The organism is Adlercreutzia sp. DFI.6.23 (genome assembly GCF_024462535.1).
GTDB lineage: Bacteria > Actinomycetota > Coriobacteriia > Coriobacteriales > Eggerthellaceae > Adlercreutzia > Adlercreutzia rubneri.
The window spans coordinates 61,052-77,241 of record NZ_JANGBP010000011.1 but is presented as its reverse complement, the minus strand read 5'-3'; the positions used below and the strand labels follow the sequence as shown (position 1 = coordinate 77,241).

18 protein-coding genes are annotated in these 16,190 nt (G+C 60.9%); 7 read left to right on the top strand and 11 right to left on the bottom strand.

Features of this window, described 5'->3' with window-relative positions:
• Positions 1-77 precede the first annotated feature (77 nt).
• Positions 78-2,294 carry a sodium:proton antiporter gene (locus NE591_RS10575; protein ID WP_256156684.1) on the bottom strand — a complete coding sequence of 739 codons (2,217 nt, stop codon included), beginning with the start codon at positions 2,292-2,294 and terminating at the stop codon, positions 78-80.
• Positions 2,295-2,730: 436 nt separating this feature from the next.
• On the opposite strand from NE591_RS10575, the gene guaA reads away from it, so the two are divergent.
• Positions 2,731-3,711 carry a glutamine-hydrolyzing GMP synthase gene (gene guaA / locus NE591_RS10570; RefSeq protein WP_256156683.1) on the top strand — a complete coding sequence of 327 codons (981 nt, stop codon included), beginning with the start codon at positions 2,731-2,733 and terminating at the stop codon, positions 3,709-3,711.
• A 325-nt stretch (positions 3,712-4,036) separates the two neighbouring features.
• Positions 4,037-5,182: a helix-turn-helix transcriptional regulator gene (locus NE591_RS10565; protein WP_256156682.1), complete on the top strand. Its 1,146-nt coding sequence runs from the start codon at positions 4,037-4,039 to the stop codon at positions 5,180-5,182.
• A gap of 184 nt (positions 5,183-5,366) precedes the next feature.
• Here NE591_RS10565 and NE591_RS10560 read toward each other — a convergent pair whose 3' ends face one another.
• From NE591_RS10560 to NE591_RS10550, 3 genes are read right to left on the bottom strand one after another with little or no spacing between them, the layout of a single operon-like run.
• Complete coding sequence (locus NE591_RS10560) at positions 5,367-5,705, bottom strand: hypothetical protein (RefSeq protein ID WP_256156681.1); 339 nt, start codon at positions 5,703-5,705, stop codon at positions 5,367-5,369.
• Positions 5,706-5,722: 17 nt separating this feature from the next.
• Positions 5,723-5,953 (bottom strand): hypothetical protein, encoded by a 231-nt coding sequence (locus NE591_RS10555; RefSeq protein ID WP_256156680.1) that lies wholly within the window; start codon positions 5,951-5,953, stop codon positions 5,723-5,725.
• Positions 5,950-6,951 (bottom strand): hypothetical protein, encoded by a 1,002-nt coding sequence (locus NE591_RS10550; protein WP_256156679.1) that lies wholly within the window; start codon positions 6,949-6,951, stop codon positions 5,950-5,952. The genes NE591_RS10555 and NE591_RS10550 overlap by 4 nt, the downstream gene beginning before the upstream one ends.
• Positions 6,952-7,145: 194 nt before the next feature.
• On the opposite strand from NE591_RS10550, the gene NE591_RS10545 reads away from it, so the two are divergent.
• Both NE591_RS10545 and NE591_RS10540 read left to right on the top strand, forming a co-directional pair.
• A complete protein-coding gene (locus NE591_RS10545; protein ID WP_256156678.1) occupies positions 7,146-7,676 on the top strand; it encodes a type IV toxin-antitoxin system AbiEi family antitoxin domain-containing protein in 531 nt (176 codons plus the stop codon).
• Entirely contained in the window at positions 7,676-8,497 is an 822-nt protein-coding gene (locus NE591_RS10540) for a nucleotidyl transferase AbiEii/AbiGii toxin family protein (protein ID WP_256156677.1), read from the top strand. The genes NE591_RS10545 and NE591_RS10540 overlap by 1 nt, the downstream gene beginning before the upstream one ends.
• Before the next feature lie 1,163 nt (positions 8,498-9,660).
• Here NE591_RS10540 and NE591_RS10535 read toward each other — a convergent pair.
• Genes NE591_RS10535 through NE591_RS10525 form a run of 3 tightly spaced genes read right to left on the bottom strand, consistent with a single transcriptional unit; the run spans position 9,661 to position 11,443 of the window.
• Positions 9,661-10,569 (bottom strand): radical SAM mobile pair protein B, encoded by a 909-nt coding sequence (locus tag NE591_RS10535; RefSeq protein ID WP_256156676.1) that lies wholly within the window; start codon positions 10,567-10,569, stop codon positions 9,661-9,663.
• Positions 10,557-11,246, bottom strand: coding sequence for a radical SAM mobile pair protein A (locus NE591_RS10530; protein ID WP_256156675.1), 690 nt, complete (start codon positions 11,244-11,246; stop codon positions 10,557-10,559). Before NE591_RS10530 ends, NE591_RS10535 begins: the two co-directional genes overlap by 13 nt.
• Positions 11,243-11,443: a hypothetical protein gene (locus NE591_RS10525; protein WP_089572807.1), complete on the bottom strand. Its 201-nt coding sequence runs from the start codon at positions 11,441-11,443 to the stop codon at positions 11,243-11,245. The genes NE591_RS10530 and NE591_RS10525 overlap by 4 nt, the downstream gene beginning before the upstream one ends.
• 143 nt (positions 11,444-11,586) lie before the next feature.
• Between NE591_RS10525 and NE591_RS10520 the strand changes: the two genes are divergently transcribed.
• Positions 11,587-12,147 carry a TetR/AcrR family transcriptional regulator gene (locus NE591_RS10520; RefSeq protein WP_256156674.1) on the top strand — a complete coding sequence of 187 codons (561 nt, stop codon included), beginning with the start codon at positions 11,587-11,589 and terminating at the stop codon, positions 12,145-12,147.
• A 268-nt stretch (positions 12,148-12,415) separates the two neighbouring features.
• Here the strand turns inward: NE591_RS10520 and NE591_RS10515 are convergent, their stop codons facing one another.
• Complete coding sequence (locus tag NE591_RS10515; RefSeq protein WP_117820993.1) at positions 12,416-12,769, bottom strand: cupin domain-containing protein; 354 nt, start codon at positions 12,767-12,769, stop codon at positions 12,416-12,418.
• 155 nt (positions 12,770-12,924) lie between these two features.
• Between NE591_RS10515 and NE591_RS10510 the strand changes: the two genes are divergently transcribed.
• Together NE591_RS10510 and NE591_RS10505 are read left to right on the top strand one after the other, a co-directional pair.
• Complete coding sequence (locus NE591_RS10510; RefSeq protein ID WP_199409583.1) at positions 12,925-13,248, top strand: helix-turn-helix domain-containing protein; 324 nt, start codon at positions 12,925-12,927, stop codon at positions 13,246-13,248.
• Positions 13,249-13,316: 68 nt separating this feature from the next.
• The gene (locus NE591_RS10505) at positions 13,317-13,643 is read left to right on the top strand and encodes a GyrI-like domain-containing protein (protein WP_256156673.1); all 327 of its coding nucleotides are present in this window, start codon (positions 13,317-13,319) and stop codon (positions 13,641-13,643) included.
• Between the two features lie 83 nt (positions 13,644-13,726).
• Here NE591_RS10505 and NE591_RS10500 read toward each other — a convergent pair whose 3' ends face one another.
• The 3 genes from NE591_RS10500 to NE591_RS10490 all read right to left on the bottom strand — a co-directional run bounded on the left by NE591_RS10500 (position 13,727) and on the right by NE591_RS10490 (position 16,032).
• On the bottom strand, positions 13,727-14,146 hold the full coding sequence (locus NE591_RS10500) for a YjdF family protein (protein WP_256156672.1): 420 nt from the start codon (positions 14,144-14,146) through the stop codon (positions 13,727-13,729).
• Between the two features lie 531 nt (positions 14,147-14,677).
• The gene (locus NE591_RS10495; protein ID WP_075844146.1) at positions 14,678-15,640 is read right to left on the bottom strand and encodes an Abi family protein; all 963 of its coding nucleotides are present in this window, start codon (positions 15,638-15,640) and stop codon (positions 14,678-14,680) included.
• A gap of 113 nt (positions 15,641-15,753) precedes the next feature.
• Positions 15,754-16,032: a hypothetical protein gene (locus tag NE591_RS10490; protein ID WP_256156671.1), complete on the bottom strand. Its 279-nt coding sequence runs from the start codon at positions 16,030-16,032 to the stop codon at positions 15,754-15,756.
• Positions 16,033-16,190 lie beyond the last annotated feature (158 nt).

Below are 16,190 nucleotides of genomic sequence, written 5' to 3'. Positions count from 1 at the left end.
GAAATTGCTGCACTCACTGAGTGCGCATTCTTGCCCTGTACTGCACTCATTGAGTGCATTTCCAGCCTCCGGACACGCTACTCCCCCAGGCTCATTTGCAGGACGTAGACGCGTTGGCGCAGTTCGTTGGCAACGGGCAGGGAGATTTCCCCGTGATCCTGCAAGTGCCGGATTTGGTCGAGCTCGATGGAAAGGGCGTCGGCGTCCACCTCGTCGGCGTAGCGGGCGGCCTCGGCGAACTGGCCGCCGAACAGGGGCTGCATGCCGTCGGGAAGGGCCTGGTGGTGGGTCAGCGTGATGTCGGGGCGATCCTGCTGTTTCACGTCCTGGCCGTGGTTGATGCGGTTCCACAGGGAGTTCAGCACCATGCGATGCTCCTCCAAAAGCAGCTGCGCGGCACCCTGGCGGCCGTCATGCTGGTCGACAACATCCTGCAGATAATCGATGGCCGCATGCTCAAGTTCGATGGCAAACAGACAGGTGTCGTAGTAGACGCGCTCGTCCTGGTCGCTTTCCACCGCCGGCGGCTTCGTGCGCTGCCACAGAAGTCGCGCTCGGCCGCGCAGAGTGGAAAACCGCGAGCCCACCTTCACGTCGGCACCATCGTAGCCCAGCGAGCGACGCACCTCGCGCAGCATGGCGTAGTAAGGAGCCCGCGTGCCGTTGTCGTAGCCACCTTTCTCGTGAATGGCATCGGCGGCTTTCTCCTGCACCTCGCGCACCTGGGTCGCCAGAGCGCCGATCTGCTGGCTGCACGTATCGTCCACCGACTCGCGCGCACGGGCCAGGCGCACCCGGTAGTGAGCGATGGTCAGGCGCAAAGCCGGATCGTACTGAGTGTTTTCGTCGGAGGCCAGCATGGCCTGCAACTCGCGCAAGGTGCCTTCCAAAACGCGGATGGCAGCGCGGGACAGTTCCTGCTCGTTGGAAGCTTCCGCCACACGCGGCGAGAGCAGCGGCAGCAGGCCGTCGGCCAGGAGCAACGTGCACAGGATGACGCTCGCCGTGAGGAACACGATAAGATCGCGCTCGGGAAAGGACGTCGCGCCGTCGGGCATCGTGAGCGGCAACGTAAAGATGATAGAAAGGGTGACGGCGCCCTTCGGACCGCCCACGGTAAGCACCAGCGCGTTCTTCAGCAAGCTGCCGATGCGCTCGCGCCAATGGGGGCGGCGATGGCGCAGGTGCGGCGTGGGCGAAGGCTGGTTCGTCTCCACCGTTTCCACCTTCGACGCCTTCTTCCGCAGCGTGCGGCGCCGGCTGCGACGACGGCCGACGCGATAGACCTCCTCCATGACGAGCACCCACCCGAAGCGGCACCCCACGATAAGTGCCGTGACCAGGGCCACCACCCCCAAAAGAAACGGCAGCGAGAAGTGGTCGGCAATGGCCGGCGTGAAGGCCTGGGGCAGCTGCATACCCAGAAGAACGAACACCACCGAGTTGATGAGGAACACGATGATGCGCCAGAAGCTGCGGGACACCAGCTGGCGCTGGGCGATGGAGGCGGAGGTGAGGCGCTGGGAGCGATCGGCCATGATGAGGCCCGCGGCCACCACAGCCAGAATGCCAGAGGTGCCGAGCCATTCGGCGAACAGGTACACGAAGAACGGCGAGAATACCTCGTAGAGCACGTTGATGGTGGTGCTCTCGTAGCCGCCGCGCCGCAGGGCCCGCATGGAGTACAGCCCCACGACGCCCACGACCACGCCGGCAGCGATACCGCCGAGAAACAGGCGGCCGAACTCCTCGGCGGCATCGAGGGCCGAGAAGGCGCCGGTGAGGGCGGCGGCGCTGGCGAACTGGAAGGCCACCACACCGGATGCGTCGTTGATGAGCGACTCGCCGGAGAGCAGTGTCGACTGACGCCTCTTCAGACTGACCGACGACGCAAGCGCGCCCACAGCGGCGGCATCGGTGGGGGCCAGGGCGGCGGCGCAGGCGAAGGCGGCAGCCAACGGGATAGAGGGCACGAACCAGTTCAGCACGAAGCCCACCACAAGCACCGTGAGCAGCACAAGCCCCACGGCCAGCGACAGAATGGAGCCCTTGTTCTCCCACAGGTCGCGAGGGTTCGTCTCGCGGGCCTCGTTGAACAGCAGCGGGGCAATGAACAGCACGAGGAACAGCTCGGAGGAGATGCTCACGTCGCGGACAGCCGGAACGGCCAGGGCCACTACCGCGCCGACAGCGATCTGCACGAGCGGTAACGACAGCCGCGGCACAACTTGGCACAGCACCGCCGAGCCGATGACACAAGCCAGCACAATGAGCGCCAGTTCCAAAACTTCCACGTGCGCCTCTTCTCCTCACGCAATTTCCCATTGACGGCTTCTATTATGCCGACGCCGCGATTTCCGTGGTGCCAACGTCCCGCACCCGTTTCATCCCCGTCACGCCCCCGTCACGTCTCGCGCTGCGGAAAAGCATCCCGGGCATCGCAGGCCCATCGCCCCGTTCATCCGCGTACTGCCCCGTTCGGCAGAGCACGCAGGGAATTCGCGCAGGATTTTGCGATAGGGAGAACTCAACGGGCGCAAAAAGGGCGTTCATACTCTCCCTATCGCAAAATCTTGCACACAACGATTCCGAAGCACTCTCCCTATCGCAAAATCCTGCACACTTGACCGCAGTTCGCCGCCAAACCGGAGGGCAGGCTCCGTCGTCCCCTGCCCCTGTACGCTATAATCTCGCCATCGGAAAAGCCGCACTGAAACCGAGGAGGTCTCAATGGACGAGAACGTTCGCCCCGACGACATGGAGCGCATCACCACCCCCGAGCTGGCACAGGCGTTCATCGACGAACAGGTTGCCGCCATTCGCGAGCAGGTGGGCGACAAGAAGGTGCTGCTGGCGCTGTCCGGCGGCGTGGATTCCTCGGTGGTGGCGGCGCTGCTCATCAAGGCCATCGGGAAGAACCTCGTGTGCGTGCACGTGAACCACGGGCTCATGCGCAAGGGCGAGTCCGAGCAGGTCATCGACGTGTTCCAGAACCAGATGAACGCGAATTTGGTGTACGTGGACGCCACCGACCGCTTCCTGGATCTCCTGTCCGACGTGGACGAGCCCGAGACGAAGCGCAAGATCATCGGTGGCGAGTTCATCCGCGTGTTCGAGGAGGAGGCCCGCAAGGTGGGCGACGAGGTGGACTTCCTCGCCCAGGGCACCATCTACCCCGACATTCTGGAGTCGAAGGACGGCGTGAAGGCCCATCACAACGTCGGCGGCCTGCCGGAGGACTTGCAGTTCGACTTGGTAGAACCCGTGAAGCTGCTGTACAAGGACGAGGTGCGCGTCGTCGGCCGCGAGCTGGGACTGCCCGAGAACATGGTTGAGCGCCAGCCCTTCCCCGGCCCGGGCCTGGGCGTGCGCTGCTTGGGCGCCATCACCCGCGATCGCCTGGAGGCCCTGCGCGAGGCCGACGCCATCGTCCGCGAGGAGATGGAAGCGGCGAACGTGGGCGCCTGGCAGTACTTCGCCGTGGTGCCCGACATGCGCGCCACCGGCGTGCGCGACGGCGTGCGCGCCTACGAGTGGCCGGCCATCATCCGCGCCATCAACACCGTGGACGTCATGACCTCCGAGGTGCCCGAGCTGGACTGGGCCCTGCTCAAGCGCATGACCGACCGCATCACCCACGAGGTGCCGGGCATCTGCCGCGTCTGCTACGACCTCACCCCCAAACCTGTTGGGACGGTGGAGTGGGAGTAGGTCAGCGCCATTAATTGAGCTCCCGGTAGCTTTCGTGATATAAAGCTACCGGAGTCTTTTGCTTCTACCAAGTGGCCGGGGGTGTCCCCCGGCCACTTTTATTTTTGAGTCACAACCCAAAAGCGGCCAGCTGCTAGCGAGACCTCTCAAACTTAATAGCTGCGAAAAAGATCCATCAAAACCTCGGTAGGCCTGTTTCTTCCTAGGTGGGTGAAGCAAAGCCGTGTCAACCGTTGGTTGACTTGGCGCATCGGAAAGTCAAATTCCTCTCGCTTGTGGCGCCATGTTGACGCGAGGATAATTGGGGGCGAGGAAAGGAGAGCCGATGAATCAAGTGCTTCTATCGGAGCGCATCCAGAGGGAGCGCTCCCGCAGCGGGTTCACGCAAGAGGAGCTGGCGCGGCGCCTCGGGGTGTCGAAGGCCGCCGTCTCGAAATGGGAGTGCGGGCAGAGCATGCCCGACATCTCCCTCCTCCCCAAGATCGCCTCGCTGTTCTCCATTACCATTGACCAGCTGTTCGGCTACGAGCCCATCGCCAGCGAGGGGAAGCGGGAAGAGGTCCGCGCACGGCTCCTCGCTCTTCTGGGGGAAAACACAGCCGAGGCGTGCGGCTACGCCGAGGAGCAGTCCGCCCTGCACTGGTCCGACGCGGAACTCCTCCGAACGGTATCCCTGACGCTCTACGCGAAGGCGATCGAGCCGAGCGCCTCAGCCGGCGCCGATCGAGTCGAGACGGATTCCGGCCTGGCCGAGCTTGCCGAGAGGATTCTGCGCCGGACGCTGCAGCTCGATCCGGACGGCCCGTCCGCCGACTTCACCCTGCAGGCGCTCTGCATGCTGCTCGCCTCCGAGGGGAAGGACGCGCAGGCTGCCGAGCTCGTCCAGGGCATGGTCCCGGGCAAGCCCAGCACGGCGGCGATCGCCCTCGCCGGGATCGGACTGCGAACCGGGAACTTTGCGGCGGCGGAGAAGGCGCTCAAGCAGCAGCTGCTCTTCTCGCTGCTCGAAGTCGCGAGCTGCGCCCAGGCCCTCACCGGGATCCAGAGCCTGGACATGGGAAATCTCGAACAGCTCGTGGTTCTAGCCGAAGGCATACAAGCGCCGCGGGGGTTCGCGTCGCTCTCGCCGGCGCTCGTGCCCATCATCCGCCTTTCCCTCGCCACCCGCCTTGCGGAGGCGGGGGACGCGGCCCGCGCGCTTGACGAGCTGCGGCAGTTCTCCCGGGACCTCGATGGATGCTGCGACACGCTCGCAAACCCGCAGAACCCGCCGTTCTTCGACTGCGTTCAGGAGCTCCTGTGGCAAGAGGGCGACAAGGGTATCGACGCGGCCAGGGGCGACGCGGCGGCGACGTTGCGCGCCACGTTCGCAAGCCGCATTGTCTCGGACGAGAGCTTGGTCGCCCTTCGCGGAGATCCGGGGTTCGACGAGGTCTTGCGCCGATTGGAGGTCAAGGAGGAATCCCTATGAAGACCGTCGACCTCGCTCTGAGGTACGCGATTATCTATGCCGCGCTCCAGCTCGCCTGCGCGTGGGCGCAGACCTTCCAATCGCCATGGCCCCTGGTCGACGCCTTCGAGCTGGCGCCCACTGCGGAGGAGCAGCTGTTCAGGTCGCTCGGCATTCGCTTCAGGGCGCTCTTGTCGACACTCGCTCACCCGACGGACAGCATGAAGGCCAGAAGCGCGGCTTGCAGCACAACCACCGCTGCCGCGAAAGCCACGTACACCTTGAGCGCGCCCTTCCGGCTGACGCCGTGGACCAGCCCATGGTCGTACAGGAAGTCGTTCGCGCAGTAACTCGCGGCGAAGAGGGCGTTGCAGAGGGCGAGCCCCGCGGCGACGAGCCAGAACCCCGAAGGATCGCCCATCTCCACGCTGCCGTCGAACGCGACGTGCATGGGCACCTCGGTCGTCCCGGGCGGAAGCGTCGAGAGGGCTATGGCGGACACGACGAACGGCGCGGCGACGACCAATGCCCAAAAGACGAGCATGTTCGGCGTCGGCATCCTCATCGCATGCACATCCAAGTCAGAACAGTAAACAGGATGCCGAGGAAGACGAGCAGCGCCGTGTACCCGATGCGGACGTTGCGCCACTCCTGCGGCGAGGGCGGGTACTTCTCGTCGTAGCCCGTGTCGTGGAACAGCGGCCCTTTGTTGACGGGCTTCGATAGCCAAACCGAGACGATCGCGATCGCGAAGGCGAGCGCCACGAGGGCCGGCGCGAGAGCGGATATCATGCCGACGCCCCGCACAGAGCGGAGGCGAGCGCCCTCGGGTCGTCGACGCTCACGCCGATGGCGCGCACGCGCTTGGTCCCGAGCAGCGTCCGAACCTCGACCGACCCCTTCGCGACGATCCAAACGTCGGGACGGTAGAATGCGCCGTAGTTGAGCCTGTCGGGCTCCCCGATGTGCGAGATATCGCCCTCGGAGAACGCGACCGACTCGATCTCGGAGAGCGGGATCACCGCCTCCATCTGGATGCCGCACTCGATCCGGACATGGTCCTCCCCGACGGCGATGGGACGCATCGCCCGCGCCCGCGCGTCGCCGACGAGCCAGCCGGCCGCGTAGACGGAAAGCGCCGTCACGACGACGGCAGCGACGGCGCTCCACTGCGACAGCAGCAGGTGCACGGCCACTATCTCCACGGGGAAGGCCAGCGCGAGGCCGAGCATCATGTTCATGTAGCCGCCCGCGTTGTGGTAGCTGAACGTCTTCTCGCCCGGGAGCACATAGGGCCCCTTGCGCCAGGAGAGCAGCGCGTAGTACCAGACGCTAAGCTCCGCCGAGGTGACGCCCGCGGCGGCCTCCTTGCGCACAAGGTAGAGCATGGTCTCCCTGAACCAGGCCATGGGGTCGCAGCTCCTCGCCCTCGCCGCCTTGAACGCCCTGGCGATCCTCAGGCACTCCCTTGCGGCGATGGCGGCCTCGACCGGGAGGAGCGCGGCGAGCAGGAAGGGCAGGATGCCCGCGTCCGGCGAGCCGAGCGCGAGGGCGCTGAGCCCGTACCCGATCCAGATGACGGGGATCACGGAGAGCAGCGTCAGCCGCCTCGGGCGCACGACCAGCAGGTAGAACCCCAGGGGGATCCCCGCCATGAAGTCGAGCGGCAGTACTATACCCTCGATGTGGCGGGGGATGCATCCCGCCGATAATACGCCGTAGGCGTAGAGCGCCACCGCCGCCGCGCAGAAGGCGACGAGGGCCCTTCGCTGGCTCCTCGCTATATCCACTCGTTCTCCTCTCTAGTCCACAGTGCAATTCTACCAGTGAGCACCCCTCCGGCGAAGGCCGGCTCTCCACGCAACCTCCCTGCATCTTGCCGGCACGCCCACCCCGTCTCTGATAGCGCATATCTCGGAGCACGGATAGCGCAAGACACACGCCTTGTCTGTCAAAACCTTCCCAAATATGGTAAGGTTTTGACATGAGCAAATATGAGGACATATACGAGGTGGCTGCCGACAATTACGGGCTCGTAACGCGAGACGAAGCGGTAGCGATGGGAGTTTCAGACAAGGAGCTCTCAAGGCTTGCATCCGACGGAAAACTGACGCGCATCGGGCATGGCGTCTACCGCGTAAGGCACCATGCTCCAAGCCCTTTTGACCCCTACGCGGAAAGCGTCGCCGCAGTGGGCCCTGGCGCCTATCTCTACGGCGAGTCCGTGCTCGCGATGTTCTCTCTTTGTCCGACCAATCCGGCAAAGATGTTTGTTGCCACTCCTAGGCGCGTGCGCCGGAAGCTGCCCGAAAGAATGAAGGTCGTGCGGCGCAAGGGCGCATCGGACGTGACGTGCTACGAGGGCATTCCTTCCCAGGAGGTGGGAGCCGCCATCCGCTCATGCATCGGAAAGCTCATGCCCGAGAGGCTCCACGCGGCGGTCGAAGAGGCGCTTCGGCAGGGGCTTTTGAAGAAAGAAGAGGCCGACAGGGTCGATAGCGAGGTGGGAAGCTGATGGCGAAGAGGCCGAACAGTCGCAGGAATCTGGATATCGCGATCGAGCGCGTTGCCGGGCGCGGCCCGGCGTTCGTCCAGGCGCGGACGCTCATGGCGGATGCCGTCGTCGCGCAGATGCTGCCCGACGGGGCCGTCAAAGGAGGAAGCGCCCTGAAGCTCAGATTCGGCGCTGCGGGCACCCGTTTCAGCGAGGACCTCGATACCGCACGGGTCTCTGGCATCGACGAGTACATAGGTGTGCTGAACGCCGCGCTTGAGGAGGGGTGGCAGGGCTTTACCGGAGCTGCCGTCAGAAGAGAGCCAGCCACGCCAACCGGAGTTCCCGCAGCCTACGTCATGCAGCCCTACGATGTAAAGTTAAGCTACCTCGGAAAATCTTGGGTGACGGTGCCGCTTGAGGTCGGGCATAACGAGATAGGCGATGCCGACGATCCGGACATGATCGTCCCGAAGGACGCGGCAACGCTCTTCGAGGCGCTTGGCTTCGATCCGCCATCCCCCGTCCCCGTCATGCGCCTCAGCCACCAGATTGCCCAAAAGCTGCACGGTTTGTCCGAAGAGGGGTCAAAGCGCGCGCATGATCTCGTGGACCTGCAGCTGATAGGCCTGAAAGGGCAGATCGATCTTCCTCAAACCCGCGAGACGTGCGAGCGGCTGTTCGCGTATAGGGGACAGCAAGCGTGGCCTCCCCCGATTGAGGCCGGGTCGAATTGGACATCCCTGTATGCAGAAGCCGCAGAAGGCTTGGGCGTCACCCAGAATCTTGCCGAGGCGGTCGAGTGGGTCAACGGATTCGTCAACGAGATTGCGAATTCATAGCGCTGCATTCCGACATTTGCTCTCAGAAAACGTGAACTCATCGTGAACTCACTTTGAACTCATGGTTTTACATTTGAGCAGCTCAGGCTTTTACACCCATGCCCTGGTTTTATTCCTGCGTTATTCCTGGGTGTAAAAATGCGCCCTATGCAATAGACGGTTGAACTCAACTATAATGTGTGGAAAGAGTTTCTGCTGGCCAGACGATGTGTTTTCTAGTTTTACGATTTACTCCCTCACGTTAAGACCAGAGATCGCGAAACGAGTGAGTTCAAAACGGTACTGGGAATGCTCGGCACTCGCTGGACATCCTGCAACGAGGTGATACGACATGATACTGCTCGAACAACTATCCGCCACTCCCACCATCGAGTGGGAGTAGGACGACAGGGTTCTGACCTGCAATTTTGAGTGCCGCACTGTGCTGCTGAGTTTCGTTTCGTACGAAAGTCACGGCAAAGCCGCCGGCGACGGCGGTGAGTAAATACGATGATCTAGCCTCCGTTCCCATGTTGGGACGGAGGCTTTTTCTTTGGCTATTTACTCCCTTTCACCTGCGATTTCGCAATTTACTCCCCGTATTTCAAGACGACAAGGCACAGGGCGGTATTCGGAGGAATGGGAGTAAGGATTTATCCCGAGTGAGTAGACGCGCGCTTTTTGTCCCCGGGTGCGAAACGGGGCCGTTTCGTGGCCCGTGAAACTCAAATCGAACTCAATGGGCATTTTTGCGGTCTCTGCACGGCGTTACCCCAGGTGGTTAATGGGGAGTAAAGAATCTCTCCGTCTCAATGAAAACGGGAGTAATCAGGGGAAATGCCGCGGCGTACCCACCCTGTCGTCCTTCGCGTATCTGTACAGGTCCTCTGCGTCCGTTTCGGCCCATGGGCGCAGTATCAGCCGCTCGGTTGCCAGTTGCATATCCATCTCCATCGACTACTTTCGATCGATGCTTAGTGCCCATTGTATTCGCTACGATTAAACTCGGCACAGGGGATACTGGTTTTCCGTGCGAAAACGCTCATGCCGCTAAATTGAGCGACCGCCTGTACTGCAACGGGATCATCCGCCCGAGCGATCCCTTAATCCGTCGCCCGTTGCGCCAATCGGCAGAAGCCACGCATGGACGCTAATCGCTCGAGCGAATCGTCGTCGGTTTCCGTTTAACGATTTCTTTTTCCGCTATTATCCGACCCTCGGACTTCCTCGTGATAGAAGTAGTCCACGATCACCGGATGCCCCTGGGGGACTCTGCCATAAGGCATTTCGTTGTCCATAAAGGGGCAATCGTACTCCTTGGCCATTTCCTCGACTTTTACTTCAAGCGCTTCAAAATAGCTACGGTTGCGCTTGTTATAGATTTCATCGTAAAGCGGTACGAGATCGGGATGTTTCTCGGCGATATAATCCAGGATCGCTTTTTTGAAACCACCCCGAAGATTGAGATTTTCGAGCCAAAACAAATCGCACCGATCCTTTACTCGCTCAAAAATCATCTCAAAATCCGTGATGCCGGGAAATACCGGGGACACGAAGCAGACCGTACGGATACCTTCGTCGTACACCTGCTTCATAGCAGCGATACGACGCTCGATGCTCGACGCGGAGTCCATATCGTTCTTGAAGTTCTCATCCAGCGTGTTGATCGACCATGAAACGGTCACTCGTCCAAGCTTCTTCAGCAGATCGATATCCCGTACCACAAGATCGGACTTTGTGCAGATCAGAATATCTGCATCGCTGCCAATCAGCTGCTCCAGGAGTTTCCTGGTATTCCCGAATCGCTCCTCCTGTGGATTGTAGCCATCCGTCACAGAACCGATAACCACCCGCTGTCCAGCGTATTTCTTCGGATTCTTGATTTCCGGCCAATGCTTCACATCAAGAAAGGTGCCCCATTCCTCCTTGTGTCCGGTAAAGCGCTTCATAAAGGAGGCATAGCAATACTTGCAGGCATGCGTGCAGCCTACATAGGGATTGACCGAGTAGCCGCCTACCGGCAGGCTGGACTTGGTCATGATGTTCTTTGCTTCCACCTCATTAATGAGGATTCCATCGATCACTTCCGCCATGTTCTCTGCACCTCCAGCACTCTTTCGAATTCTTCCGGCAATTCCTGAATCATGTTTTCGTCCCCTATGACAGAGACGAGGTCTTCCTTCATAAACATTGGAATGCCAAGCGCGTGCGCCTGGTCCGTCAAAGACCATGCCCACTCCGGTTCCGTATGAACCTTCCTGCTCTGCGCCCCGGTCATGGTACCGACGACGACCCAGTTGATTCCGGAAAGGTCGACCGTACCGGGATCGTCGAATAGCGGCTCAAAAGTAACGAAGAAGTGATTTGCTTTGACGTTTTTCCGAAGGGCGTCGATACGCCACAGCTCCGCTTTCCTCGTCACCGTAACGCCGAACCATGCGTTTTCCAGGTCGGTATCTAAATTCAGCAAATCGGGTCTCTTGGTCAGGAACAGGAACTGATGCTGTGGATTCTCATGGATCTTTGCAAATACCTCGTCTCGCCATTCCAGCTTCCACCCGGAGAAATCGCTCATGCCGGTAAGGAGAAAGTTCTGCGGGCGTTTCTTTTCCATCATCTTGAGCTTGCTCGGGAAGAACGCAGGATCAGCGAAGTCGTCAATCATATGCCAACGTTTCACATTGTTACGGGCATAACAATATGGACACCCCACCGTGCAGCCGATGACGATATTCATATTCTGAATCTGATTTTTGATGCAGATGCTCATAACGCCTGCCTACCTGCCTCTCCCGTAAACACGCAATCAGCCTCCCCCACCTTGCGGGCAAAAGCCTCGATATCTTGCTTGCAAGCAGCAGGCTCGCAATCGCTCAAATCGTATGACGTGCCGCCGTTTCGATAGACGGCCCGATGGGAAAACGATCGGCTGACAAGCCCAATGCCGAGCTTCTCGCACAGGGTCATCCGTGCTCCCTTTCAGCTATAATAAACAGGTGTCTATAAACAGTATCCTTGTTGATTTTCGCAGGGGCAATGAACAAACGCGTGCACCTGTCGATAAACGAACAGCTACTGGACATTGTCAAACGACTCAGATTGGAGAGGCGATGGGAGAAACCAAGATTGACCGCCGGCGGCGCTACACCCTCTCGGTCATACAGGAGGCGTTCTTCGCGCTGCTGGCCGAGGTCGGCTTCGCGAAGATGACGGTGGCGGACATCTGCCGCCGCGCTGATATCAACCGCGGCACGTTCTATCTGCACTACGAGGACAAGTTCGCGCTGCTCGACGCGCTTATCGACGAGGCCCTGGCGGCGGCACCCCCACTCGAAGGAACGGAAGCGGGGGCCCTCTGCCAGCGCCCGCCGGCAAACGAGGACTATTATCTGCTCTACTTGGATGACGACGCGTATGCCCGCGTGGCACAGCACGTCGTCGAGCGCGGCGCCGAGCAAATGGTTCCCTCGATCATGGAGAAGACCGGGCTTTCGCACGAAGACGCCTACCTGCTCTTCGTCCACAACGTCCAGGGAAATCTCGCGGTCAACCGCCTGCTCGGTTGGAGGCGAGGGCCTGAGTTCGCCCATGCACAGGAGCTGCTCGGCGCCTATTCCGAAGGAGGCATGCGAGCGGTGTCAAGTCGCCACGATTCCCGTAGCTCATCTTAAGCGTAGGCCCATTCTGGGCAGGCGGCGCGTATCTCCAACTCCATGCGGGCCTTCTGCTCCTCGAACACGGCCTTGCGTCAAGCGAAAACCCGGCAGGGCCCGAGTTTTGCGCAGCAATGCCCAGCTTCGTGCGGATATACGGCAAGAACGCATCGGAGAAACCCATCCCTGCAAAAGGCAGAGACAACGACGATGATACCGTGGGCATTGTCAAGGTAGAACACCTCAAAGATGGGGTTAGTAGCCTTGCCGTATTCCCGAATCAGAATTAGCACATAATGGCGTCGTCGGCGGTGAAGGCGCCGAGGGAGCCCTGCTTGACCTGGATGCAGACGTAGGTGATGCCCGAGTCGGCCGCGGCGCGGAACCTGCGGCGCGCAGCGGGGGAGATGCGCAGCCAGTCGCCGGCTGCAAGCTCGATATCCTCATCGTCGATGGTGGCCGTGCCAGCGCCCTCGAGCACGCCGTAGATTTCCTCGTTTTCCTTGTGCGCATGGACGAACGGAACGTCGGCGCCGGCGGGAAGCTTGTTGATGCTCACCTCTGCCCCGGTGAGGCCGAGCGCCTCGTGCAGCTCGACGCGACCTTCGTCACCAGTGCTGGTCTTCGCGTAATTAACCATAGTAGTTCCTCTCTCAGAGAACCGATTTGCCTTGCGGGCATATCCCGCTTGAGCTATATTTCACGTGATAGTGCATGCAAAAGCGAGTACGCACTTATTTGTAACTACGTACTTTTTTGTGAAACCGGCGCGATCAAGAAGGAGGGCCTCCCGTGATGGCCAAAGAGGAACTTCCGGAGTGTCCGGTAGCGACGGCGGTGGCGCTCATCGGCGGCAAGTGGAAGCTGCTCATCATTCGCAACTTGCGCAAGCGGCCCTGGCGCTTCAACGAGTTGCGCCGCGACCTTGAAGGCATCTCTCAGAAGGTGCTTACCGACAGCCTGCGCCAGCTGGAGGATGACGGCCTCGTCTTTCGCCACGACTATGGTGAAAACCCTCCCCGCGTTGAGTACGGGCTCACCGAGCTCGGCCGGCAAATGATGCCCGTTATAGACTCGCTCGCAGACTTCGGCGCCTATTACAAGGCGATTGTTCCGTAGCAGACGCGTCACTCGGCGGCACTCGCTTCACGACGGCGTGGGAAACGAGGCGCTGCTGGAGCGGCAAAATGCCGAACATCCGCCCGCCCGATTTCGTCACCCGAGAGGACTTCGACTGGGCCGTTTCGGAAGCTGCCGCCAAGAAGAAGCTGGACTTCTCGGCGGTCGAGCTGCTGAGGGTCGGCGAGGGCCTTTGCGTTCAGTGCATGCACACCGGGCCTTACGACGGCGAGCCGGCGACCATAGACGCCATGCGCGCATTTGCAGCGGAGGAGGGCTACGACCCCGATTTCTCCGAATCCCGTCTCCATCACGAGATCTACCTCTCCGACCCGCGCAAGTGCGCGCCGGAGAAGCTCAAGACCGTGATCCGCCATCCTATAAAGTTGATTTAGCGAAACGAGCGACGCAATAGATAGCGGTGTCGGTTCAAATGGAACCGACACCGCTTCTGTATGAGGCTTGCTGCAAATGGCGATCAATGCCCTCGATGCTTCCGCTTGCGCTTCAACTTCCGCTGCTCGAAGCGCGCCTCCACCTCATCCGCGCGACGCTGACTTCTTGCTTGAGCCGACTCCCGCTTCATCGCTTCCCGCTGTGCCGCGAGCGCCTGTTGCGCCTTGGTGCTCACCGCGGGCCGTTTAAGGGCTTTCGCTGCCTCGCGAACGCGGCGCTTAGGGTTCCTCGCGGGCTCGCTCGCCTTGGCAGAATCGCCACCGAAGAACGAGAGCTTCTCCCATTCGCTAGTAACGAATCGCAGGATCTCCTCATCGGACGGCTCTGCGCCGAAGACGATGCGGGCGACGCCGTACCTTCCGCCCTCGACGCGCTCCGCCAGCCCGACCCAAAACTGGCCGTCGTGATATACGGTCAGGGTGGACGACACGCTGATCTGCATGGTTGGTTCCTCCTTTATGTAGATGACCATGCAGAGAAGGGACAACCAAGGAGGCAGGTTACTGATGCGGACTCCCGCACGCCCACGACTACCCGACGGGGACTGTGTTTTCATCTCTGATGGCCGCATTGTAGCACGCGCGGATTTACGATGTTGATTGTCGGCGCCTGGACGGAGATGAAGGCGGTTCGATCTAGGTCAAGCCGGTCGCTCGTTCATGAAGCGGCCGATGGCCGCGTTCATTAGCTCACGACTGATTCCCTGAAAATAAAAGGCGCCCACGAGGACACCTACAGGCTATCTTCGAACTACTTGATTTGGAACAGACGGAGGAAAAAATAGGGCAGAATCGCTCTCACGATCCCGCCCCGCAAACCCGAGGGTTTCTAACTGGCTCCATTATTCCGAGCTTCTCAGTTCTGTCATTGACCCAGGTATCACCCGTCTCCTATAGCGAGTGAATATAAAAATAGGGCAGAGTCGCTTGCGCAAGTCCGCCCCTAAAACCGTGAAGGTTTTGCTATCTGCAGGCTATTCTACCAACCCGAGCGATTCTGTCAACCTGCGAAGAAACTCGAGCGCGGAGCGAGCTGCGGCGTCGGGCCCCTTGTCGGGCAGCGCCTCGGTTTCGCCGTCGGCCCTGGCGAACATCTCGGCGAGCTCGGATGCGGCGCGCGAGCGCGAGGAGCCCTCGGGTACCAAGCCGGAGTGCGCCACGAGCACGGTCGCGACCTCCTGCATGGCCGTGTTCCCCATCCACTTCCTCCTGGTCGCCTTGGGAATTCCCACGGCGGCGACCCTTCGGGAGACACCGCTGGACGCCGAGCCCCGGGCGGCGCCCCTCTCGGCGAAGCAGTTGATCAGGCACGAGCCGTGCGCGGCGCAGTTGCGGACGGACTTCACGCGCTTGAGGTCGTAGTGGGAGGCCTCGAGGCGCCTGTCGCCCCATCGCCTGGCGCAGAAGCGCACGAAGTCGATGAGGGTGCCGAACGAGGTGAGCTCAAGGAAGGCCCAGGCAGGCATGTCGCCGGAGTACTTCGCGTAGAGGCTCGAGCTGTAGGGGCTGCGGCCGCTCATCTTGAGCTCGCGCAGGCGGTACTCCCTGTTTGCAGTGGTAAGCGATGCCATGTAGTCGGCCACGATGGCGTAGCCGTCCTCTCCGCGGTCCTCCATCTCGCGAAGCAGTGTCACCTTCTGGAAGTGCTCGATGTCGAGCGTCATGCCGAGCAGGGCGTGGCGCAGCTCCTGGTCGAGCGCCGCGAGCAGGCGCAGCTGGCCGAAGTCGAGGTCTACGTAGCGGCCGTCGCGCGGGCCTCCCTCGTATTTCGAGAAGAGTTTGCGGTAGGATGCGAGCTTGAAGAAGTTGCACTTGTCACGCAGGTAGTCCGCGGCCTCTTCCTCGGAACACAGCTCGAAGGCTACGCCCTTCTGCTTGAGGTGCTCTATCTGCTGCTCAATCGTGAGGATCGGCTTCCTATCGTGGGGTTCGGCCATGCTCGTTCTCCTGTCATTGATTTGAGAATCCTATTCTACCAGCATGTTTGCCCTGAATCCTGAAGGCCCGTTCGCCAACTCATAAGCAAGCCACCTGAGACTACTCACTTTGTTCACGAATGGCGAAGACCTGCGACCTGGGGTTTTGCAAATGGCGCGCAAGCCACCCGCGTTAATTCACTTGCGATTGCAGCTGGCGACTTGCAGGCAAAAGGGCGGTTGAGTTTCAAAACGGGCGTTTTCGGCGCCATCGAGCCTCCAAAGGCGACCCGCCGCGCACTTTGGGACAAAAACAAAAACTCAAAGCCCTGAGTTTGAAAAAAGTTTTTGAGGTTGTCCCAACTTTTGTCCCCGAAGCCGACGAAACGCGACATCGCGTCATTCGGCGGCACGCGTTCCGTGTCGATGCCGAAAACTGGGTGTAACTGGAATGACGGGACGGCAGAACCAAAGCCATCGAGTGGGAATAAAACCCCGCGCCAGCTTTCAATCGACCTGTCGGGCGCCCTTCGTCGAGGAGCGCCCGACTTGCCACCTGCTTGCAGCAAAG

What these genes read in the sequence shown, in the direction of transcription:
- guaA (WP_256156683.1), top strand. Translation starts at nt 2,731, where the DNA reads ATGGACGAGAACGTTCGCCCCGACGACATGGAGCGCATCACCACCCCC.
- NE591_RS10565 (WP_256156682.1), top strand. Translation starts at nt 4,037, where the DNA reads ATGAATCAAGTGCTTCTATCGGAGCGCATCCAGAGGGAGCGCTCCCGC.
- NE591_RS10560 (WP_256156681.1), bottom strand. Translation starts at nt 5,705, where the DNA reads ATGCTCGTCTTTTGGGCATTGGTCGTCGCCGCGCCGTTCGTCGTGTCC.
- NE591_RS10555 (WP_256156680.1), bottom strand. Translation starts at nt 5,953, where the DNA reads ATGATATCCGCTCTCGCGCCGGCCCTCGTGGCGCTCGCCTTCGCGATC.
- NE591_RS10545 (WP_256156678.1), top strand. Translation starts at nt 7,146, where the DNA reads ATGAGCAAATATGAGGACATATACGAGGTGGCTGCCGACAATTACGGG.
- NE591_RS10540 (WP_256156677.1), top strand. Translation starts at nt 7,676, where the DNA reads ATGGCGAAGAGGCCGAACAGTCGCAGGAATCTGGATATCGCGATCGAG.
- NE591_RS10535 (WP_256156676.1), bottom strand. Translation starts at nt 10,569, where the DNA reads ATGGCGGAAGTGATCGATGGAATCCTCATTAATGAGGTGGAAGCAAAG.
- NE591_RS10530 (WP_256156675.1), bottom strand. Translation starts at nt 11,246, where the DNA reads ATGAGCATCTGCATCAAAAATCAGATTCAGAATATGAATATCGTCATC.
- NE591_RS10525 (WP_089572807.1), bottom strand. Translation starts at nt 11,443, where the DNA reads ATGACCCTGTGCGAGAAGCTCGGCATTGGGCTTGTCAGCCGATCGTTT.
- NE591_RS10520 (WP_256156674.1), top strand. Translation starts at nt 11,587, where the DNA reads ATGGGAGAAACCAAGATTGACCGCCGGCGGCGCTACACCCTCTCGGTC.
- NE591_RS10515 (WP_117820993.1), bottom strand. Translation starts at nt 12,769, where the DNA reads ATGGTTAATTACGCGAAGACCAGCACTGGTGACGAAGGTCGCGTCGAG.
- NE591_RS10510 (WP_199409583.1), top strand. Translation starts at nt 12,925, where the DNA reads ATGGCCAAAGAGGAACTTCCGGAGTGTCCGGTAGCGACGGCGGTGGCG.
- NE591_RS10505 (WP_256156673.1), top strand. Translation starts at nt 13,317, where the DNA reads ATGCCGAACATCCGCCCGCCCGATTTCGTCACCCGAGAGGACTTCGAC.
- NE591_RS10500 (WP_256156672.1), bottom strand. Translation starts at nt 14,146, where the DNA reads ATGCAGATCAGCGTGTCGTCCACCCTGACCGTATATCACGACGGCCAG.
- NE591_RS10495 (WP_075844146.1), bottom strand. Translation starts at nt 15,640, where the DNA reads ATGGCCGAACCCCACGATAGGAAGCCGATCCTCACGATTGAGCAGCAG.